Raw genomic sequence first — 21671 nt, 5'->3', positions numbered from 1 at the left:
GTGGTGAAAATAATGAAAACTCTAATATATATATTGATGCTTTGCTTCGTTATAACTGGATGCAGTATTGGAAAAAAAGACAATCCAAACGAAAAGCCGGAACAAAAAAATGTTTCAATGAAAAATGTTAATTATACGAATAAATCAAATAAGCCAAATGAAAAAGCAGCAGATCATTTAGCATCTTTAGCAGCAAGTGTGCCAGGTGTGAATGATGCAACAGCGGTCGTTGTTGGAAAATATGCTATTGTAGGTATTGATGTAAAAGCAAAACTTGATCGAACTCGAGTTGAATCAATTAAATACTCTGTTGCAGAAAGTTTAAAAAATGACCCTGACGGTGCTAATGCAGTCGTTGTAGCAGATGTTGATACGTATGAACGCCTCAAACAAATCGGAAAGCAAATTAAAAAAGGAAAAACAGGTGAAGGTATACTAGATGAATTAGCCGCTATTGTGGGCCGAGTAATGCCACAAGTTCCAAATGATATGATAGAAAATAGAGAAACGAATCCAATTAAAGATAATGATAAACAATTACCAAAAGATGAAGAACAAGAGTTAAGAAAAGAACAGGATGATCAATCAAATAATCATTTGAATAAATGAAATTAGCCTCGTACTTAATTGTACGAGGTTTTTAAATATAATATTAAATATTCAGTTTATTTTTAAGGGAATATATGGTTTAATTATCATGGGAGGGACAACTGTTATGATGAAAAAAAGCGCATGTATATTGTTTAGTTTATGCTTAGGTTTCAGTATGACAGCGTGTGAACAGAGAAAAGAAGTGAAAAACCAAACAGCAACTTCTTCTACTGTGATGGAAAGGCAACAGAAAGAGTCTATCAATATAAATCATTTCTCGAGTATAAATGAAGGAATGACTTATACAGAAGTGAAAGATTTAATTGGTTTTGAAGGAGATTTACTTATAGAAGAAGGGGTAGAGCATTCTACACAAATTAAACAAATTTTTGCTTGGAAAGGGAACGATCCAAATTCATTTGTTGAAATTACCTTTTTAGATGGAAGAGTGCATTCAAAAGCACAGCAAGGTATAAGTTAATAAGCTGAAAAATGGGAGAGTTTAGCATGAACATACACACAGGGGAAATTCAATTAGCTCCGTATAAGGAGAAATATAAAGAAGTTATACAAACATTTACTTTACCAAGTGAACAAGTTCAGTTTACATCAGATCCAAGCGCATTACTGGAGAAAGCAAAAAGTGATTATACAAAAAATGTGATTGTTATTTTAGATCACAATGGGGTACCGGTGGGTCTTTTCGCATTGGAAACGGGAGATAGAGTAAAGGAGTTCACAGATAATGAGGATGCTTTACTTTTAACGTCATTTTCTATTAATCACAATAGACAAAGAAAAGGATTCGCTAAAAAGTCATTGTTATTATTAGAAGAGTTTGTAAAACGTTATTTTCCAATAAAAAATGAAGTTGTACTTGCTGTGAATGAAAGAAATATTCCTGCACAAAATTTATATGCAAAAGTTGGTTTCCAAGATAAAGGTTTTAGAAGAATGGGACCAATTGGCCAACAAATAATAATGCATTTACCTATAATGAAATAATGAGATAGAAAACTTACTCTTGAATATTCAAGTAGTAGGTTTTTTTATTTTAACAATATATAATATATGTATATAAAATGAAACAGGAATGAAGGATATAAAAAATGAATCAAGATAGAAAATGGAATATCGTTGGAGGAAGAGTGATTAAAACTGGAATTGCAGTTTTTCTTACAGTGTTAGTTTGTGATTTTTTTAACATCCCAACTATTTTTGCTGTAATAACAGCAATTGTTACAATTGAACCAACTGCAACAGACTCAATAAAAAAAGGACTTATTCGCTTTCCGGCCTCAACAATTGGATCGGCATATGCCATGACTTTCACATTTTTCCTAGGCCACCAAGCAATTTCTTATGCATTAGCTGCAATGTTTACGATCGTTACATGTCAAAAACTAAGGTTACATGCGGGAACTTTAGTTGCAACTTTAACTGCCGTAGCAATGATTCCAATTACGGCAAATCATTATTTTACTGCATTTTTAATTCGTTTAGCTACTACATCTACTGGTATTATAGTATCTACTTTAGTGAATTTTTTCATTTTTCCACCCCACTACACGAAAATGATTTTGGATGTACAGAGGATCTATTTGCTAAAACAGCAAATATTATGGAAGAATGGATTACTGCATTAGTTGCAGGAAAAGGTGTGAAAAAGGAGACTGCTCAGGATTTATCTAAATTGACTTTATTATTGCATAAGGCGATACAATTTGTTCAATATGAGCAGAAAGATTGGAAATATCATCAACATACAAAGAAGGAAATGAGAAGCTTTTTAACGATGCAGAAGCAACTTCATATATTACAGCAAATCATTTACCATATAGATAATTTAGCTCGGGTATCAATTGAGACTTGTGACTGGTCACAAAGTGAAAGAGAAATATTACAACGAACAATTCATTCTATAATTGCTATATTGAGAAACCGTTGTAATGAAATTGATGAGGAACATTTCAAACTTATTGCTGAATTAGACAAGCAATTTTGGAGTTATAAAAATGATTTAAAAGATTATAAACCAAATCATTATCATCACCATTTTTCAAGTGAATCTATTATTTTATTTGAGGTATTATCTATTCATGATATGTTAGAAGAATTAAAACAAATATCCGAGAAATATGAGTGGGAAAACCAATTCAATTGATAAGTTCATTTTACTGTGGGGGGGATAATATGACATTTTATATTGCATTACTAAGAGGAATCAATGTCGGTGGCCATAAAGTAATCAAAATGGCTGATTTAAAACGAGTGTTTGAATCAATAGGGTTAAAACAAGTGAAAACATATATACAAAGTGGTAATATTGTGTTCGAATCTGAGGAAGGTATAAACTTTCTAAAGGACCAAATACAATCTGAAATAAAAAAAGAATTTGATTTCGATGTTCCAGTCATGCTAAGAACACATGATGAATTTATAAATATTATTAAACAATGTCCATATGAAGTTCATTCATTGTTAGAAGGAGAAAGTGTTCATATTGCTTTTTTAGCTAATGTACTTTCTGAAGAAGAGAGTAGTCAATTGCTTACATTTAAAAGTGAACTTGAAGATTGCTATATAGATGAGAAGGTCGTTTATTTATTTTTCAAAAATAGCATTCGAAATTCTAAATTAATGAACCAGTTTCAGAAGTTACATACACCAGCTACAGTTAGGAATTGGCGGACTGTGAATAAATTAAAAGCAATTGTAGAGATTATGTAAATATAAAAAGATGAGGTTTTCTACATGTAGAAAACCTCATCTTTTTACTTATATTGTTTTGCAACTATGAGTTCGACAATAGGATAAATAAAGAATGAAGAGCAAATTGCGATGAACAGGGGGAGGTTTTTTACTCCATCTAAATTAGCCCCCATAGAAAATCCTTCGGAGAAGATTAATAAAAGGAACATTACAACTACAAGCACAAAATACGCAATTTTAAAGCTTTTATATGTAATTTGTTGTCCCATCTCATCTTGACTTTCTTCTGGCACACCGTGGGGATCTCCCCAAGTAATGTGATTAATTAAATTACTAAGTATTAACGAAATAGCAAAAATCGTACCACCTAAAATAGAACCTTCAGTTATGTATTTATATGTGCCATGTACTAGTATTGCAATTAATGCTAAAACAATGATTATAAAAATAGTTTTTTTAGTATTCAATAAATAATTGCCCCCTCGATTGTAAAAAACTCTTTACAAATATAAGTATAAAATTGGAAAATTGTCATGTCAAATATTTTTTACATACAATATGTAAGTATGCAATATTTTGTTTTTATGATAAATAAAAAATTACAATACATTTGAATGTAAAAGAATGGGCTCGCATATATTTGGAAGGGATGTCAGATTAATTTAGGGGGTAGTTATGTCTATACTTTTAAAAGCTGGTGCAGATGCAGGAAACAACGGTTTGAAGTTAATGGTGAAAGGGCAAGACCCTATTTTTATTCCGAGTATTTATTCTTTATATATAGGTGAGCCTACAGGACTCTTAGATGAGGTAGATGTTTCATTATCTGAATTAGAAAACCACATTGATGTGACTATAAGTTCGCCATCGTTAATGCTAAATAATGTACGATATATCGTTGGAGAAAAAGTTATTCAAGATCAATTAAAAGGTACTGAGGTAGAGAAGAAATCGAATAAGTCAACGGATGAGTTAATGGTTATTACAATACTATCAGGTTTGGCGGTAAGCGCTATGCGTCAAAGTCCAACTTCTAGCCATATTAATATTCGTTATGATTTATCTGTCGCTCTTCCTATGCAGCTTATTACACAAGAAATAGCTGCTGAAAATGCAAAACGTTATATGGGAAATCATAAGGTTATTTTCCATTATCCGAACGGACGCGATGTGACAATTAATGTTTCAATTGAGTATTGTAAATGCCTGCCTGAGGGCGCTTCTGGTACGTGGGGCATTGTATACGATGAAGAAGGAAATGTTGTGAAACATAAAATAGAATGTGAGCAAAATCAAGTTTCTGAAATTGATTTTGTAGATAAAACTCTACTCTCTTTTGATATTGGTGCAGGGACGACAGAAGAAGTCGTTTCATTAGGGGTGAATTTCCGTCCGCAACTAAGTAAAGGTTTATCTTATGGTGTAAAAGAGACGTTACTACAAATCATTACGAGATGGAACCGGAAGTATCCAACTAAAACGATTGATAGTATTACAGAATTCAATCAAATTTATTTAAATGATAAGCATCCGAGAAATACCTTATTAGTTGAGGAATCACAGCCAGCGCTATTAGGTTTAGCAGCACGTGTTGCAACAGATATTATAAATAAAATTGATGATATGAAAGACGATCCATACGTGTTTATTTATGGCGGGGGTGCAGTAATTATTAAAAATAGTTTAAAAATGATTTTAAAGCAAAAAGGACGACTCAAAAATGTAATCTTTGTAGATAATCCGTTATTTACAAATGCACGAGGATTATTAGTTTATACTTGTTCGCCAAAATATAGAGAGCATAAGCAAAAAGAGTTAGGATTTACAAACTTAACGATAAGTTAGTTGGTGGAAGTATGCGATCTAGGCGATATAAACGTGGTGATCGAGTAAAAATCAATATTCATAAATCGGTATCACCTGAAATGCTTGCGTGGCTGAATAAACAATCAAATCCAACTAATTTCTTCTTTTTTGCTGCGCAGCAACTATTTAAACAAGTTGGAGATATTGACGTTTCAAAAGCTTTACCAAGCAGCCATGTTTTCTCATTATATGTGGAGCCTTCATCCTTATTAAAAGTCGAAGTAAACCCTTTTAAAAACATGACACTAGACACAAATACATCCACCGAAAATGCAAAAAAAAAATTATGGGAATCTGTTGATCAATTAGATTGTCCATTTTTTTAAACATAGAAAAATATAAAAAGTCCCCATCACTATACATACGAATACAGTGATGGGTTTTTGTTTGTAACTAGAAGGGGGCACAATTTGTGCCCCCTTCCATTAGTTATTTATCTAAATTTTAGATGTATGTTTAGAAACAGCGTTAATTATGCTTTCCCAGTCATCTGGATGGTTTTCATGGCCTGCCCCTTTAAGAGTTAATAGTACTGAGTTTGGAATTTCATCAATTAGTGCGAGGCCATGTTCAAATGGGAGTGCTGTATCGTCTGTTCCGTGAATAACCAATGTTGGTGCTTGTATGGAGTGAAGTACACCTTCATATGCATCATCACCTTGAAGTAAAGCGTGATTAAACATACTTAATAAATTGTTTGCGCGTTCTATTTCTTGTTTTACTTGTGTATAAACTCTATTTTCATCAAATATTCGTTCTGATCCACATAATAGACGAGATCCTGAAACTAAATATTCTGCCACATCATTTTTATTTGTCCAATCTATACTTGCGCTCTTTACATGATGTTTTAAAATCCTTTCATCCATTGGGGGTAAATCGCGAGTATTATTATCAGATCCTATTACACTAGTCGCTAGTAAAGTTAGCGTCAAAATTCTTTCGGGATGTTTTACAGCGGCAATTTGAGCAATCATACCACCTAATGACATACCAAAAAGATGGGCTTTATCAATATGATAAGCGTCTAATACTCCGATTGCATCTTCAGCCATATCTGTTACTGAATAATTTGAAGTGCCAGGTTCATATGTAACAGAGCGTCCAACATCGCGATTATCAAAGCGAATAACAAATTTCCCTGTGTTCGCCAACTGTTCACAAAATTCTTCATCCCAATATATCATTGAACAAGTAGCTCCCATAATTAATAAAATAGCGGGATCATTAGAGTTACCGAAGCTTTCTGTACATATATCAATACCGTTTATTTTAAATATCTTTTCACTCATAAAGTTAGCCCCATTTCTTTTGAATTTAATTAATAATACAGTTTTGAATAATTCTAAGATGTGTGTAAGATTCTTTTTGAAATTCATCCCGCTATTTGCCGGGCAGTAAGAGCCCGATTGGTGAGGAATGATTAAAGTTTCACTTTATAATGCTTTTTGCATAATTACCCCCAAAAATAAGTATATGGTAATTCAAGGCAAAAAATTTTGAGAAATAATTGTATGTTATTAAAATAAACAGCAAGGAGGAGAGGAAATGAAAGCAATCGTTATTGATCGATATGGCAGTGTTGAAGAATTAAAAGAAAGACAAGTTTTAAAATCGGTTGTTAAGAATAACGAAAAAGCTCAACAATAGATAATATCCCATACTATACATTTTCATTTGCGGGCATTATTTATTGTTGGCTAATGTGATATTGCTTCTAACAAATACTTTTTCGTATTGTATCATGTAATTTCTCTAATCCAATTTCCATATCTTTCTCGTTTAACATTGAATAGCTAATTCTTAATTGGTTATCATTTGTTTCGTAGTTTAATAGACAAGCTGTTCCTGGTAAAAAAGAGACATCTACTTCATTTGCTTTTTGTAATAAGGTAAAGGGATCTATCGAATCAGGTAGTGTCACCCATAAATTAAAACCTCCATTTGGTATTTCAAAGTGTAGTTCTTTTAATGGCGATAATATATCAATTGTTAAATCACGTCTCATTTGTAAAGCTGTACGTAATTTTTCTAAATGGTTTTTCATACGTTTTGCACGTAAAAACGGTAGAAGTGCCTTTTGTGTTAATAAAGGACTACCGATATCCATTGAACCTTTTACTGCATATAGCCATTCAAAAATAGGACCATCGGCAATAAGCGCCGCGATACGCAGTCCTGGTGCTAACGTTTTACTAAATCCTTTTATATATATTACGTGGCCATCCTTATCAAAACTTTTGATTGGGGGCGGGATTATAGCATCTTCAAAATATATTTCTCCGAAAGAATCATCTTCAATGATAAAAAATTGATATAGCCCCGCTAGTTCTATAAGTTCCATTCTTCGTTCTTTACTCATTACTGTACCTGTCGGGTTTTGGAAGGTCGGATTCGTATACAATAAAACGGGATTTTTACTTTGACAAATATCATCAATTAAGTCGGAGCGAACTCCATGATTATCAAGAAAAACAGGAATGATTTGAACACCTTTATTGATGAAAACATCAAGCGCGGCACTGTAACACGGACTTTCTACTAATACAGTATCTCCAGGTTTTAATAATGTTTGAGCAATTAAATCAATTCCTTGTTGTGCTCCGCTTGTAATTAATAATTGAGATGGGTCCGTCACTAATTTCTGGTGTTCATTTAAGTAATTTGCTATTTCAACTCGCAATTCATAATCGCCTTGAACTGGCCCATAAGTTGCTAACAACATCGGATTTTTATCCAGCAATTTATGCATTTCGTCTGCCAAAAATGGATTTGGTAACAGACGGGGATACAGAATTGCTTGTGAAAAATCATAATATTTACGGTGTTTATTCATTGCATATTGAGAACGCATAACATTAATAGATCTTGATTGTTGCCATTTATACGGTATCGGTTTGAAATCTTTCTTTACACGTTTATATATGTAAGCACCTTTTCCTTGTTCGATGCGTATATACCCTTTCGTTTCTAACTGTTTATAAGCTTTACGAACAGTTAATACATTGATTTGTAAATCTGTGGCCATACAACGTAAAGAAGGAAGGGATTCACCATGTGAAAGCATACCACTTTGTACTCTTTCAACAATTTGCATATATATTTGCTTGTAATACGGTATGTTTGATTCTTTACGCAATACAATCTTCATAGGTTCACCTATTTTTCTTTTTAATTTAATTAAAGCGAAAAATATATAGGGAATCAACTACAACTTGAAGTAACTGTTATATGTACCGATACACTGTTATACACCATAGCCTCTATACTCATTTTAAGAGTAAAAAGGAGGAAGTAAAATGGTCATTTTTAATTACATTTTAGTATGTATTATTTTCGGGACAACATTTTTAACGATTAAAATTGGAATTGAAGCAGGAGCGCCACCGTTGTTTTCAGCAGGAATTCGTTTCTTTTTAGCGGGTATAATCCTTATGATTCTTTTTAAATTAAAGCGAAAAGAAATTATGCCACATATATTTTCAAAACGTATTATGTATGCTGGATTTTGTTTAACATTTATGACATTCGCAAGTTTATATTGGTCAGAACAATATATTTCTTCGGGATTAGCTGCTGTTCTTTCTGCTACGGGACCAATGATGATTTTATTAATACAAGCAAAGAGGAATAGGGAGAAATTACAAAAGGAACAACTCGTTGCTTTAGTTATTGCACTAATAGGTGTTATATTTGTTTCTTTACCAGGAATGCATCAACAAGTAAGTTTCATATGGAGTATTGCTTGTATTGTTTTAGTTATAGGGGAGCTATTTTACGGAATAGGCTCTATTCGTTCGAAAGAAATACTGTCAGATTTATCAAATGTATCACCATTTCTTATTAACGGTATTCAAATGTTTTATGGAGGGATTTTACTACTCATCGCATCTATTATTGTAGAACAACCAAATGTAACCGTATTAACTTCATGGAGTGTGCAATGGCCTATTTTATATCTCATATTTATCGGATCGATTGGTGGACACGGATTATATTACTGGCTCTTATCAAAAACAAATCCAGTATTTCCATCGACGTGGTTATATGTATCACCATTAATTGCAATAATTGTGGGATATATCATTTTAGGAGAGCCTTTAAATCCTACAATGGGAATGGGGGCTTGTCTTATATTGATTGGTGTATTTTTGGCCAATCGTTCAACGCTACGGACTTATTTCAAAAAAGGGCGGTTATTAGAGAAGGAGATGTAGTTTAATAAAGCAACAGCCCTGTATATTACAGGACTGATAAAATCAAAAACACAGTTGGAAAAATAACCAACTGTGTTTTTGATAATTAATTCACTTTTTTAATAAAGCCTTTATAATGACGTTTTACAAGCTGGCTTTCTAACGTCTTCATAGTTTCTAGTGCTACACCGACAATGATAAGTAAGCTTGTACCACCAATTTGAGCAGAAGGTGGTAACGTAGCAATTTTCGTGAATACGAGCGGTAATATAGAAATAGCACCTAAGAAAATTGCACCGATAAATGTTAAACGGTATAGAATTTTAGTTACATATTGTTCAGTTGCTTTACCAGGACGAATACCAGGAACATATCCATTTTGCTTTTTCAAATTCTCAGCCATTTGTTCAGGATTTACTTGAATAAATGCGTAGAAGTATGTGAAAGCAACGATAAGACCGACATAAAGTGTCATTCCAATTGGATGTGCGAAATCAAGATTTGCAACTAACCATTTTGATACGCTTGAATCAGGGAAGAGCTGCGCAATTGTACGCGGCGTCATTAAAAATGCAGAAGCAAAGATAACTGGTATAACACCAGCACTATTTACTTTAAGCGGTAAATGAGTGTTTTTTGCTCCTTGATATTGATTGTTTCCTGAAACAGCTTTTGCATATTGGATCGGTATTTTACGTACAGCTTGTTGAATGTAAATAACACCAACAACTATCGCTAAAATTACGAGTCCAATTAAAACAATTTTTATTATGTGCATAAATAGCTGATCGCCAGCATTTTGGAATTGTTGTAAATAAATTTGATTTGCAACATTTGGAATCGCGGCAACGAGACCTGCGAAGATAATCATCGAAATACCATTACCAACTCCGTTAGCGGTAATTTGTTCGCCTAACCAAAGTAAAAATGCAGTACCTGCAGTTAAAACTGTCGCAATAAATAAGTATGTAGTCCAGCTTTGATCTGTTATTAATTGTCCACCTGCTATATTATTAAAGCCATAAGACATTCCGATGGCCTGTATGAATGCGAGAATGATTGTAAAGTATCGAGTGAATTGAGCTGATTTCTTACGGCCCATTTCTCCTTGCTTTGCCCATTCCGAAAATTTAGGTATAACATCCATTTGTAGTAACTGTACTATGATGGAAGCTGTAATATATGGTGTAATACCTACAGCAAAGATTGAGAAGTGTTGCAATGCTCCTCCACCAAATACGTTTAACATACCTAGAACGTTAGCTTGATCTTGTACTTTTAATACCTCTGCGTTAGTATGAGGAACTGGAATAAACGTGCCAATTCGAAAAACGATTAACATCGCTAGTGTAAAAAGGATTTTCCTTCTTATCTCAGCTACTCTCATGAAATTTGAAATCGTACGAAACATTATGTCGCCTCCTATATTTTTATCAGTAAAAAACTGATTATTATACCCTATGAAGTAACCACAAACCTCCTTCCGCACTAAATTCATTTGACAAATGGATTTTCATACACTTTGTAGTTTTCACGGATATAAAAATATAAGGTGTTATATAAGCGACCTATACACTTCACGTAATCATTCAATACCCATAATATATCGAATAAATTAACAAATGTACATACATACGCATTAAAAATGAATAAATAGGGTCATTTTTTACATTTATTTAATGATAAATTGATAGGACATTATTATTCAAGATTGTTATACATGTTATCAATTAAAGTTTATCCCGCATTAACTGGTAGCCCGATTGGTTCAACTAATAATCAGTGGGGATGAACAAAACCATCGCTGATTAAAGTTTCACTTTATATGATTAGAGAATTCTTTTTATTTAAGAAGGAATAAATGTTAAAGAAAGCTAATTAAACAGTGTACATATTTATAGGGGAGAAGATATAAATGAAAGTTGTTATAAAAAAATTACCACCATTAGAAGTAGCGTATATAAGACGAACTGGTAGCTACTTTGAACCGCAAGATCATTGGGGAAAGTTACTGAATTGGTCAATTGAAAATAAACTGTATCCACCAGAGCAATCATTTATCGGAATATCATTGGATAATCCTGAACTTGTTGCAAGTCATAAGTGCCGGCATGATGCATGTGTTACGATTCCTGAAAACTTCGATAAAGAAAAGTATCATGATGTGCAATTTAAAAAATTAGATGGAGGTACATATGGTCTATACCAGTTCTATGATGAACCTCATAAATTAAGTGAAGCGTATCAATACATGTATGTAGAGTGGCTACCAAATAGTGAGTATGATGCAGATTATGATAGAGATAATTTAGAGTTTTGCTTAAATAATGTTGCTGAAGATCTAGACGGAAAGTTAAAGGTTGATTTATTTGTGCCAATTAAAAAGATATAAAAAAACAAATAAGTTCATTTGTGGCTTTAAAATAAAATTGGAATAGTAGTGAAAGAAAAACTTTTTTTGAAGATAATATCTCTAGCGTAGAAATTTAAGTATGTAGGTTGCAATGAAAGGAGAATCCACATGGATACATTTGTAAATGACAAGTTTTATGAAACGAGAGATCAATTATTTGAGGAAATTACTTTGTTGAGTGATGCTCAATTTAATAGGAAACCAGATAAGGATAAATGGAGTATTGCACAAGTTTGTCATCATTTAGTTTTATTAGATGAGAGAGTGATAACAGTTATTTCCTCAGGGTTAAAAAAGTTAGATAGTACCCAAAATGAGCGTAAAGAAATTCACACTATTTTATTAGATAGAACGAAAAAGTTTATAGCTCCAGAAATGATTGAACCAAGTATAGAACCATTTGAAGTGGAGCAAATGCTCAATATGCTAAACGAATCAAGAAAAGAATTGATGCGTTTCCTGAGTACAATAGAAGATGAGTCTATATTAGCGAAAAAATCAGTGATGCATCCAGCTCTTGGAGAATTATCCCTTGATCAGTGGATAGAATTGATCTATTTACATGAACAGCGTCATATTTCACAAATAAAAGAGATAAAATTGCTTTGTGAAATTGAAAAGTAAAAATTATTCCCTATTTATTGATACGTATTATAAACAGGGGAAACGGTTGATTCATATTGATTCAGAAGAAAACAAAAATAGAATGAAATTAGTTGAAAGTGACCAATAAGCTTAAGAAAATATGAAACTATCCGATTTTCTGTATAAGTGTAACCCCGTCTTAAATGAAGAGCGGGGTTATTTTTTTGAAAGTACACTTCACACTCTTAAGGAAGGGGTATTCTGTCAGGAAATGATAAAATACAATTCTGTTAGAGGATGTATGCAATTTATTCTCTTTATTTTTGCAACAGAACCACCTTCAAAATTATCTTTTGTAGTTGAAGTTTCCTGAATAATAAGTTACATTTTTAAAGTTCAAGCAACTTTATGAAAGTACAAAAAGGGGAGAAATATTATTATTATGCAAAAAATGAAATGGAAGAACTATGTATGTTACTTTGTAATTCTATTACTGCTTGGAACGGCAGTAATAGTCAAACCATCTATCTCTAAGGCTGAGGAATCTGAAGTTAATATCACATTGTTAGGTACTGCAGATATTCATGGTAGATTTATGCCTTGGGATTATGCGCTTGATGGAGCAAATATGAGTGGAAGTTTGACGCAGCTTTATACGGTTATAAAGAAGGTCCGTCAAGAAAATCCAAATACCATATTAGTAGATGCCGGGGATACAATTCAAGGAAACTCAGTAGAATTATTCAACGATAAGCCACAATCGCCAATGATGGTAGCGATGAATACAATGGGATATGATGCCTGGGCATTTGGAAATCATGAATTCAACTTTGGATTAGATACATTGAAAAAAGTTAGTGAGCAATATAAGGGAAAAACGTTAGCAGGAAATATTTACAAGGAAAATGAAGAGCGCTTTCTTCCTGCATATACAATTGTAGAAAAAGGTGGAATTAAAGTTGGGATTATTGGTATGAATACACCAATGATTAGTGATTTTGAAAAAGGGACAGATCACTTAAATGGTTTAGTGGTGAAAAATCCGGTAGAAGAGACGAAAAAGGCAATTAAGGAATTAGAAGGTAAAGTAGATGTAATGGTAGGAGTTATGCATATGGGATTAGAAAATGAGAATGGTATCCCTGGTACTGGTGTTCAAGATATTGCAAATGCTTGTCCGGAACTAAGTGCTATTTTTGCGGCTCATATGCATAAACTTGTAAAAAAAGAAGTTGTAAATGGCGTAATTATTACAGAACCAGATAAATATGGAACACATATTTCACGTATTGACCTTACTTTTACAAAGCAAGATGGGAAGTTGGCTTTAAAAAATAAAACTGCTACCGCTATACCTGTAAAAAATGCTGATGGGACAACGATATTATCCGATCCTACACTTGAAGAAACATTAACACCTTTTCACGAATATGCGAGAGGAGATGCAAATGTTGTAGTCGCTCAATTAAAGGGTAGAAATCTTGTTCCTGAAAATGAAATAAAGGGTATTCCAAGTGTTCAGATTCAAGAAACACCTTTATCAGATTTCTTTCATGAAGTTATGCTCTACTACAGTAAAGCAGATGTAGTAGCCCATCAAATTGATAATGATTATGCCCGTTTAGATACAGGCCCTATTAAGAAAAAAGATATTGCGTACAATTACCAATATGCCTTGGGAGAAATTACAGTATATAAGATTTCTGGAAAAGATTTAAAAGACTATATGGAATGGGCAGCAGGATATTTTAACTCATCTCGTGCCGGAGATGTAACCGTTAGCTTTGATAAAACCCGCCGTGCATCTAAATACAGTACGAACGATTTCTTTGGAGGCGTAAAATACGAAATTGACTTAACAAAACCATATGGAAGCAGAATTACAAATTTACGCTCTATTCGTACAAACAAACCAATCAAAATGAGCGATGTTATGACGTTGGGAATGAATGCATATAGAATGGAGGCTCTTCAGGCAAAAGGTGGAGCTTTAGAGGGGCGTAAGTTTGAACAAATTTGGTCATCTAAACAAGAGAATGCATTTGGAGAAACAGGCGGAACCATTCGTAACCTTGCTATTACATATTTAAAAGAGGTAAAGAACGGTGTATACACACCAAAAGTTATGCATAATTGGAAAATTACTGGTGTAGATTTACATTCTTCAGAGCATAAGGCGGTAGTTGATCTTGTGAATAAAGGGATTTTAGAAATTCCAAAAACAGAAGACGGAAAATACACAAATATAGCATCTATAAATACGAAAGACTCAATTTCAAAAGAAGAGATTATATTACTCTCACAAAAAGCAAATATTAATCCAAATCAGTTTAATCATGTAAAGACAAAAGGTGAATTTTACAAAAAACTTAGTAGGATTACTAAAAAAATATAAATTATAAAATTTCTTATAGTAATTGTTATTTTAATAACATTAAACCCACTCTTACAATAGTAAAGAGTGGGTTTTTATGTTGTTATTTAGAGGTAAGTATACTTTTATTACAATGAATATAGATAATTAATAACTAACCAATTGGGTGAGCACCTATAAGGACTCTCTTTTATTCAAATTAATGTACATATGTGTTCCGTTCATTATTTATAATATTGACCACAATTTATGTAATTTTGCATAACATTACATAAATTGTGTATTTTCTCTTTTTTTAGACATTAATAGACAGTATACTTTGTACAAGCTTTCTATTTCAAAAATTATACGAGGTGAAATAATGAAAAACAAAAAGACATTAACTAAGGTAGCATTAACAACAGGATTAGCTTTAACAGCTGTGGCACCATATGGGGTAGGTCATGCAGAGGAAACAGATCAACTACAAGTTCAAATTCAGGAGGAATCGTTCCGTTCGGGTGAACTTACACAGCCGTCACAAAAGGCACCAGAAAATGTAGTAAAGGATGCACTTAAGGAGAAAACAGAACAAGCTCTGTCCCAAAAACAAGTCAATGGAGAAGCAGGAGTAGATTATAAAGTCCTTCAAAAACGTGGTTCGTATGATGGAACTACACTTGTGCGTATGCAGCAAACATACGAAGGAAAAGAAGTATATGGACATCAATTAACTGCACACGTAGATAATAAGGGTGTTATTAAAAGTGTTTCAGGTGATAGCGCGCAAAATTTAAAACAAGAAGAATTGAAAAAACCTATTAATCTATCAAAAGATGAAGCAAAACAATATATTTATACGAAATACGGGAACGATATCAAGTTTATTTCTGAGCCAGAAGTTAAAGAGGTTATTTTTGTTGATGAAAATAATGGACAAGCTAAAAATGCATACCAAGTTAAATTTGAAGCTGCAACACCAAACTATGTTTCTGGTACTTATTTAGTAAATGCACAAAATGGTGATATGTTAAAAAATATGGTACAAGAATCTAACTTAAAGGCCAGTGACAAACTAGTTGGAGCTTTAAAGAAAAGTAAACAAAGCAGTCTTACATCATTAACCGGAACAGGAAAAGATGATTTAGGTATTAATCGTTCATTTGGTATCTCTAAACAAAGTAATGGCAAATATGCTCTTGCTGATTATACAAGAGGGCAAGGCATTGAAACATATGATGTGAATTACAGAGATATTACTAAAGAAGAAAGCTATTATCCTGGTACATTAGCGACAAGTACTTCGGCAACATTTAACGATTCAAAAGCAGTAAGTGCTCATTACTTAGCAACAAAAGTATTTGATTTTTATAAAGATAAATACAAGCGTAATAGCTTTGATAATAAGGGACAAAAGGTAGTTTCAGTTGTACACGCTTGGGATTCTGAAGAGACGAATGATCCGAAAAATTGGCAGAATGCATTAAGTGCTAATAATGGAAGTATGCTTGTATATGGCGATCCTATTGTTAAAGCATATGACGTAGCTGGACATGAATTTACACATGCTGTTACTTCTAGCGAATCTAATCTTGAATATTACGGGGAATCCGGTGCGATTAATGAGGCGCTATCTGATATTATGGGAACATCTATTGAGAAATACGTAAATAATGGAAACTTTAACTGGACAATGGGAGAACAAACGGGATCTGTTTTCCGTGATATGGAAAACCCAGCTTCTGTTCCATCTTCACTTGGAGTGCCTTATCCAGATGATTACAGTGAATTTAACGATTTTAATGGATGGGATCAAGGCGGTGTTCATTTTAATTCAAGTATTATTAATAAAGTTGCGTATCTGATTGCAAAAGGCGGAACTCATAACGGAGTAACTGTTAAAGGAATTGGTGAAGATAAAATGTTTGATATTTTCTATTATGCAAATACAGATGAGTTAAACATGACTTCTAATTTCAAAGAATTGAGATCAGCATGTATTCGAGTGGCAACTAATAAATATGGTGCGAATACAGCTGAAGTTCAAGCAGTTCAAAAAGCATTTGATGCAGCAAAAATTAAGTAATTTAGAAATATAGTTATCATTCATATATTAATACATTATGAAAAACAGCTAATGTCATTTTAAGGATATTAGCTGTTTTTTACGTGGCAATGTATCGTTGAAAATAAACTGACTAAGCAATAATGAGGCACTTTATCTGTAAGAAGTTGTGACAAATAAATAAGATTTAAAATATATAAAAACAGAAAATTAATAATATATTGACCTCTTGATAGAAAGTCTATAAAATGAAAGCGATAACAAACGATTGCTTTAAAATGTTTTCTCTGATCTTTTAGTATTTACAAATATATGAAGGCATAAACAAATCTATTTTTTTAAGTACTAATGCAAACGTTTTCGTATTAAAAGGTCATTGAAATACATACGTGAAAATAGCCGATATGGAGGTGAAGTAAAAGAGATTTCTAGATTAATTTAAACAGTGTTATTCAGTGTAAGCATAATAAATCGTTAGTAATATTTGAAGAAAGGGTGTATGTGATGCAAATTACAAAAAGATTAATTAACAAAACAGTTTTATTAATTACTTTAATCGTTATGTTATCATCTGTTTTCTCCTTTCAGAGTGTGAAGGCAGTTTCAAATTCGAAAACAACTGAAATTATCATTCATTACAAAGAAAAGCTTGGAAATACAAAAGACTGGAATCTTTGGTTATGGGGAGAAAATGCAAATGGTACATCTTATCAATTTACTGGTGAAGATGAATTTGGAAAATACGCTAAGATAAAAATAGACGGTGACTATAATCGTGTAGGATTTATAGTTCGAACAAATGAATGGGAAAAAGATGGTGGGGATCGTTGGATTGAAAATATAAAGGACGGTCGTGCTGAAGTATGGATCCTTTCGGGTGATGAAAAAGTATATAACTCTAAGCCTTCATCGGATCTCTCAATTCAAAAAGCAACTATTGATAGTTTCCATGAAATTACTGTAACGACTAATGTCCCGTTTCATATTAAGGAAAAGAAAATTGAAATTGAAGGCATTAAAATTAAGAATATTACTCCTTATGATATAAACAGTGGCGATATTACTAATAAGGTCAAAATAATTACGGAACAGAAAATTGATTTAAAACAAACATACAAAGTTAAAATAGAAAACTTAGCTGATACGAATACTGAAATTGGTAAAGTCATTCATAGCGAAGAATTTGATAATTTATTTTATTATGGTGGTAACGATTTAGGAAATACATATACTCCGCAACATACAAAGTTCCGTTTATGGGCTCCTACTGCAAGCGAAGCGAAGTTAGTTACATATAAAAAATGGAGCGATAAAATAGGTGCTGAAATAAACATGCAACAAGGTGAAAAGGGAACTTGGACATCAGAACTAAAGGGGAACCAAAAAGGGCTCTTTTATACGTATAAGGTCAAAATTGGTGATAAGTGGACTGAAGCGGTTGATCCATATGTGCGTGCTGCTTCTGTAAATGGGGATAAAGGTGCAGTCGTTAATTTAGAAGAAACAAATCCGAAAAAATGGAAAGCAAACAAAAAGCCAAAATTTAAAAATCCGGAAGATGCTATTATTTATGAGTTACATGTACGCGATCTTTCCATTCAACCTGAAAGTGGTATTAAACAGAAAGGGAAGTATTTAGGTGTAACAGAAAAAGGAACAAAAGGGCCAGAAGGTGTAAAAACAGGACTTGATCATATAAAGGATCTCGGTGTTACTCACGTTCAGTTTTTACCGATATTTGATTATGCTTCTGTAAATGAAGAGACTTTAAATGAACCGCAATATAACTGGGGATATGATCCTAAAAATTTCAACGTTCCAGAAGGCTCCTATTCTACAAATCCTTATGAGCCGACTGTGCGAATAACTGAATTAAAGCAAATGGTTCAAACACTACATGATAATAATCTTCGAGTGGTGATGGATGTAGTATATAACCATATGTATAACGCTGCTGAATCTAATTTCCATAAGTTAGTTCCAGGTTATTATTATCGTTACAATGAAGATGGAACATTTGCAAATGGAACCGGTGTAGGAAATGATACTGCTTCAGAAAGAAAAATGATGAGGAAGTTTATGGTAGAGTCCGTCACATATTGGGCAAAAGAATACAATTTAGATGGATTCCGTTTTGATTTAATGGGTATTCATGATTATGAAACGATGAATGAAATACGTAAAGCTGTGAATCAAATTGACCCTTCTATTATACTGCATGGAGAAGGCTGGGATTTAAATACACCTCTTGCAGCTGAGTTGAAAGCAAATCAAAAAAATGCAGAGAAAATGAAAGGGATTGCACATTTCAACGATGATATACGTGATGGATTGAAAGGTAGTGTATTTGAGGAGAAAGAAAATGGATTTGTAAATGGAAAGCAAAACATGGAAGATCGTATTAAAAAAGGCATTACAGCAGGTATTGACTACGATACAAATTCGTCTACTTATCAAGATCCGGAACAGGTACTAACTTATGTGGAAGCGCATGACAATCATACATTATGGGATAAACTTGAGTTGACTAATTCAGGTGATAACGAAGAAGTGCGAAAACAAATGCACAAATTGTCTTCTTCGATTTTATTAACATCACAAGGTATTCCATTTTTACATGCAGGGCAAGAGTTTATGCGGACGAAATACGGTGATCATAATAGTTACAAATCTCCAGACTCAATTAACCAGATGGATTGGCTGCGCCGTGCAACGTTTAATAATGAAGTAGATTATATGAAGGGTTTAATAGAATTACGCAAAAAGTACTCAGCTTTTCGAATGACATCTGCAGAGCAAATAAAAATACACGTATCATTTATTGATGCTCCAAAAAATACTGTAGCTTATATAATAGAGGGGAATAAACATGAATACTTTACAGTGGCTCACAATGCAAATAGAGAAGCTGTTGAAATAACACTTCCATCGAAAGGGCCTTGGAAAGTACTAGTAGATGGCAAGCAGGCGGGAAGTAAACCACTTTATGTTGTCCATGACAATAAAATTAAAGTTCCTGCATTAAGTTCCATTGTTTTAAAATCAGAAAAAACGATTAAATAAAAGCGAAGAGTGTAGAAATAAATACTGAATTGAGCAAAGTTAATAAGGATTGCAAATGAAAAAGCGTAGTAAAAACAACCTTTACTTCGCTTTTAAAATTAATATAGCATAATTTCACATACTGTAATTAAATTACAATTCAATAAAGAACAAACAAAAAGAGAAGAACTCATTAAGGTTCTTCCCTTTTTAATGTTTCATTAGGGGATCTTTCATTTTTTTATTGTGTATGGATTAGCATGACAATGATTTATATATGTAATTGGTTAAAATGAAACATTACAAGTATAAGATTATGTGCTTAGTAATCTCGCGATTTAAGGCACGACATTAGATAAGTGCGGGGAGTTCAATCGATTTTGAATAAAATTAATAGTATCAGCTGCAATTTTTTTACGTTTAAGAACTATCCCAGCATGCCCACATGTATAAATATATCGTGTAGGTCTTTCCAAAGATTCCCACAAGTAGTCTGTATCCTCAGAATACACATATAGATCATGCTTACCTGAAATTAATAAAATATTTTCTTTTTTTACTTTTGGCAATGCTTGACTCGGTTCAGTGATTTTCCAATAATCTATTAAATCATCATACGTAACACCATGATGTTCCAAGTCTTCTCTAATAAATTTACCCGGAATTGTATTCCAAATAGAATAAGAAAGTCGATTTGCATAGAAAATGGATGCTAACACATCAATTTCTTCTTCAACAAGAGAGATTAAGTTAGTAATAAATCCGCCTAAACTAATTCCTATTAGAATCAGGGGCCCATTTTTATTTGTTTTAATCCATTTAATCAAAGCTCGTAAATCAGCTACCGCTTGTTTAGTTGCTTGTACTGTTCGTTCAATATTTGCACTTACCATATACTCTCCACTGAATAAGGATTGATCGGGTTTTCTTTCAAAATGATAGGGTAGAGTGAAATAATACATATTCCACTTCAGGCTGGTCATATGATCGTGGAATATGTTTTTCACACGTTCGTTAGAATCCATTCTCCAACCGTGAACAAAGATAATATGAGGTGCATTTTCATTTTCATGTAAGAATAATTCCCCAGTTACAGAGTCGTTGCGTGAATCACCGGATTGAACCGAGCTTTTATAGTTGAATTGTCCAAGCATGTATTCATTTTCCTGCTTTGAATGCTTAATGTCAAAATGAATATGTGATGGTTTTACTTTATAAAAAGATTCTATGTCCTTTATATTTAATGAAGTGTTAGAAAGGGAAGTAAACTGAAACGCTACACTTCTTTTTTTGTGTAAATCATATAAGGCGTACCGATCAATGAGTTTTGAAAAAATCAAATTAACCTCCTCCAAAGTACATATTGTTTAAAACATAGACAAAATTTATGTTTTAAATTAATTAGGAAATATTCTCTTTTCCTAATAGTAGGTGCTTGAATTATAAAAACAGGTGATAAATTTGCATATTATATTGTAAAGCTTACAATAAATAATTTATACTAAAATTTAAGAAGCAAGTTAATATTCTTATCCATATAAAAGAATGTTAACTTGCTTCTTTTCGTATTAAAAGATGTAATTTCTATGAGGAACAACTTAAATTCCCATATAGATATTCACAAATAGGTTCTCTATACTTATTGTGTGGAAATTATATAATAAATATATTTTTTATGTTACATACATTAAATCAATCTTAACCTCTCTTTTTTCTATAAGTTCCTTAAATTGACTAACTTCTTACCAATATTCAACAACGACTGCGTTTTTGAATTTGTTTTCTAGATTTTCTTGAACAGGTGAAATTTGATTTATCATAAAATCAAGCCATAATCAAAATGGTCTC

At 32.6% G+C, this 21671-nt stretch carries 17 protein-coding genes and 1 pseudogene; 13 read left to right on the top strand and 5 right to left on the bottom strand.

The window, feature by feature from the left end:
• Positions 1 to 12 precede the first annotated feature (12 nt).
• From BLT20_RS10705 to BLT20_RS10685, 5 genes and pseudogenes are all read left to right on the top strand, one after another.
• A complete protein-coding gene (locus tag BLT20_RS10705; RefSeq protein WP_000854053.1) occupies positions 13 to 609 on the top strand; it encodes a YhcN/YlaJ family sporulation lipoprotein in 597 nt (198 codons plus the stop codon).
• 106 nt (positions 610 to 715) lie between these two features.
• Positions 716 to 1072: a hypothetical protein gene (locus BLT20_RS10700; RefSeq protein WP_000976446.1), complete on the top strand. Its 357-nt coding sequence runs from the start codon at positions 716 to 718 to the stop codon at positions 1070 to 1072.
• 11 nt (positions 1073 to 1083) lie between these two features.
• Entirely contained in the window at positions 1084 to 1596 is a 513-nt protein-coding gene (locus BLT20_RS10695; RefSeq protein WP_002025890.1) for a GNAT family N-acetyltransferase, read from the top strand.
• A 104-nt stretch (positions 1597 to 1700) separates the two neighbouring features.
• Positions 1701 to 2755 (top strand): annotated as a pseudogene (locus tag BLT20_RS10690) (aromatic acid exporter family protein).
• A 29-nt stretch (positions 2756 to 2784) separates the two neighbouring features.
• Positions 2785 to 3321 carry a DUF1697 domain-containing protein gene (locus BLT20_RS10685; protein WP_000145144.1) on the top strand — a complete coding sequence of 179 codons (537 nt, stop codon included), beginning with the start codon at positions 2785 to 2787 and terminating at the stop codon, positions 3319 to 3321.
• A gap of 44 nt (positions 3322 to 3365) precedes the next feature.
• Here the strand turns inward: BLT20_RS10685 and BLT20_RS10680 are convergent, their stop codons facing one another.
• A complete protein-coding gene (locus BLT20_RS10680) occupies positions 3366 to 3770 on the bottom strand; it encodes a hypothetical protein (RefSeq protein ID WP_001093139.1) in 405 nt (134 codons plus the stop codon).
• Between the two features lie 208 nt (positions 3771 to 3978).
• On the opposite strand from BLT20_RS10680, the gene BLT20_RS10675 reads away from it, so the two are divergent.
• Together BLT20_RS10675 and BLT20_RS10670 are read left to right on the top strand one after the other, a co-directional pair.
• Positions 3979 to 5148, top strand: a complete 1170-nt coding sequence (locus BLT20_RS10675) for a ParM/StbA family protein (RefSeq protein WP_000025622.1) — start codon at positions 3979 to 3981, stop codon at positions 5146 to 5148.
• Between the two features lie 11 nt (positions 5149 to 5159).
• Entirely contained in the window at positions 5160 to 5495 is a 336-nt protein-coding gene (locus BLT20_RS10670) for a hypothetical protein (protein ID WP_001257760.1), read from the top strand.
• 111 nt (positions 5496 to 5606) lie between these two features.
• Here BLT20_RS10670 and BLT20_RS10665 read toward each other — a convergent pair whose 3' ends face one another.
• Together BLT20_RS10665 and BLT20_RS10660 are read right to left on the bottom strand one after the other, a co-directional pair.
• The gene (locus BLT20_RS10665) at positions 5607 to 6461 is read right to left on the bottom strand and encodes a BCA family alpha/beta fold macrolide esterase (protein ID WP_001290783.1); all 855 of its coding nucleotides are present in this window, start codon (positions 6459 to 6461) and stop codon (positions 5607 to 5609) included.
• A 425-nt stretch (positions 6462 to 6886) separates the two neighbouring features.
• Positions 6887 to 8320: a MocR-like pyridoxine biosynthesis transcription factor PdxR gene (locus BLT20_RS10660; protein WP_000706777.1), complete on the bottom strand. Its 1434-nt coding sequence runs from the start codon at positions 8318 to 8320 to the stop codon at positions 6887 to 6889.
• 148 nt (positions 8321 to 8468) lie between these two features.
• Here BLT20_RS10660 and BLT20_RS10655 point away from each other — a divergent pair, with 148 nt between their 5' ends.
• Positions 8469 to 9386: a DMT family transporter gene (locus tag BLT20_RS10655; RefSeq protein ID WP_000234340.1), complete on the top strand. Its 918-nt coding sequence runs from the start codon at positions 8469 to 8471 to the stop codon at positions 9384 to 9386.
• A gap of 85 nt (positions 9387 to 9471) precedes the next feature.
• Here BLT20_RS10655 and secY read toward each other — a convergent pair whose 3' ends face one another.
• Positions 9472 to 10776 carry a preprotein translocase subunit SecY gene (secY, locus tag BLT20_RS10650; protein ID WP_000490135.1) on the bottom strand — a complete coding sequence of 435 codons (1305 nt, stop codon included), beginning with the start codon at positions 10774 to 10776 and terminating at the stop codon, positions 9472 to 9474.
• 504 nt (positions 10777 to 11280) lie between these two features.
• Between secY and BLT20_RS10645 the strand changes: the two genes are divergently transcribed.
• The 5 genes from BLT20_RS10645 (at position 11281) to pulA (ending at position 19844) form a co-directional block, all read left to right on the top strand.
• Complete coding sequence (locus BLT20_RS10645) at positions 11281 to 11757, top strand: AraC family transcriptional regulator (RefSeq protein ID WP_000869612.1); 477 nt, start codon at positions 11281 to 11283, stop codon at positions 11755 to 11757.
• A 129-nt stretch (positions 11758 to 11886) separates the two neighbouring features.
• Positions 11887 to 12402: a DinB family protein gene (locus BLT20_RS10640; RefSeq protein WP_000379366.1), complete on the top strand. Its 516-nt coding sequence runs from the start codon at positions 11887 to 11889 to the stop codon at positions 12400 to 12402.
• A 403-nt stretch (positions 12403 to 12805) separates the two neighbouring features.
• Positions 12806 to 14758 (top strand): bifunctional metallophosphatase/5'-nucleotidase, encoded by a 1953-nt coding sequence (locus BLT20_RS10635; RefSeq protein ID WP_073339184.1) that lies wholly within the window; start codon positions 12806 to 12808, stop codon positions 14756 to 14758.
• Between the two features lie 340 nt (positions 14759 to 15098).
• A complete protein-coding gene (locus tag BLT20_RS10630; protein ID WP_073339182.1) occupies positions 15099 to 16802 on the top strand; it encodes a M4 family metallopeptidase in 1704 nt (567 codons plus the stop codon).
• A gap of 483 nt (positions 16803 to 17285) precedes the next feature.
• On the top strand, positions 17286 to 19844 hold the full coding sequence (gene pulA / locus BLT20_RS10625; protein ID WP_073339180.1) for a type I pullulanase: 2559 nt from the start codon (positions 17286 to 17288) through the stop codon (positions 19842 to 19844).
• A 317-nt stretch (positions 19845 to 20161) separates the two neighbouring features.
• Here pulA and BLT20_RS10620 read toward each other — a convergent pair whose 3' ends face one another.
• Positions 20162 to 21163: an alpha/beta hydrolase gene (locus tag BLT20_RS10620; RefSeq protein ID WP_000577695.1), complete on the bottom strand. Its 1002-nt coding sequence runs from the start codon at positions 21161 to 21163 to the stop codon at positions 20162 to 20164.
• Between the last annotated feature and the right edge of the window lie 508 nt (positions 21164 to 21671).

This window comes from Bacillus sp. cl96 (assembly GCF_900100505.1).
Classification (GTDB): Bacteria; Bacillota; Bacilli; order Bacillales; family Bacillaceae_G; genus Bacillus_A; species Bacillus_A cereus.
The sequence above is the reverse complement of the archived record's forward strand: the minus strand, read 5'-3'. Positions and strand labels throughout refer to the sequence as shown.

Excerpts from the sequence above, each read along its gene's own strand:
- BLT20_RS10705 (WP_000854053.1), top strand. The coding sequence starts at position 13 with ATGAAAACTCTAATATATATATTGATGCTTTGCTTCGTTATAACTGGA.
- BLT20_RS10700 (WP_000976446.1), top strand. The coding sequence starts at position 716 with ATGATGAAAAAAAGCGCATGTATATTGTTTAGTTTATGCTTAGGTTTC.
- BLT20_RS10695 (WP_002025890.1), top strand. The coding sequence starts at position 1,084 with ATGGGAGAGTTTAGCATGAACATACACACAGGGGAAATTCAATTAGCT.
- BLT20_RS10685 (WP_000145144.1), top strand. The coding sequence starts at position 2,785 with ATGACATTTTATATTGCATTACTAAGAGGAATCAATGTCGGTGGCCAT.
- BLT20_RS10675 (WP_000025622.1), top strand. The coding sequence starts at position 3,979 with ATGTCTATACTTTTAAAAGCTGGTGCAGATGCAGGAAACAACGGTTTG.
- BLT20_RS10670 (WP_001257760.1), top strand. The coding sequence starts at position 5,160 with ATGCGATCTAGGCGATATAAACGTGGTGATCGAGTAAAAATCAATATT.
- BLT20_RS10665 (WP_001290783.1), bottom strand. The coding sequence starts at position 6,461 with ATGAGTGAAAAGATATTTAAAATAAACGGTATTGATATATGTACAGAA.
- BLT20_RS10660 (WP_000706777.1), bottom strand. The coding sequence starts at position 8,320 with ATGAAGATTGTATTGCGTAAAGAATCAAACATACCGTATTACAAGCAA.
- BLT20_RS10655 (WP_000234340.1), top strand. The coding sequence starts at position 8,469 with ATGGTCATTTTTAATTACATTTTAGTATGTATTATTTTCGGGACAACA.
- secY (WP_000490135.1), bottom strand. The coding sequence starts at position 10,776 with ATGTTTCGTACGATTTCAAATTTCATGAGAGTAGCTGAGATAAGAAGG.
- BLT20_RS10645 (WP_000869612.1), top strand. The coding sequence starts at position 11,281 with ATGAAAGTTGTTATAAAAAAATTACCACCATTAGAAGTAGCGTATATA.
- BLT20_RS10640 (WP_000379366.1), top strand. The coding sequence starts at position 11,887 with ATGGATACATTTGTAAATGACAAGTTTTATGAAACGAGAGATCAATTA.
- BLT20_RS10635 (WP_073339184.1), top strand. The coding sequence starts at position 12,806 with ATGCAAAAAATGAAATGGAAGAACTATGTATGTTACTTTGTAATTCTA.
- BLT20_RS10630 (WP_073339182.1), top strand. The coding sequence starts at position 15,099 with ATGAAAAACAAAAAGACATTAACTAAGGTAGCATTAACAACAGGATTA.
- pulA (WP_073339180.1), top strand. The coding sequence starts at position 17,286 with ATGCAAATTACAAAAAGATTAATTAACAAAACAGTTTTATTAATTACT.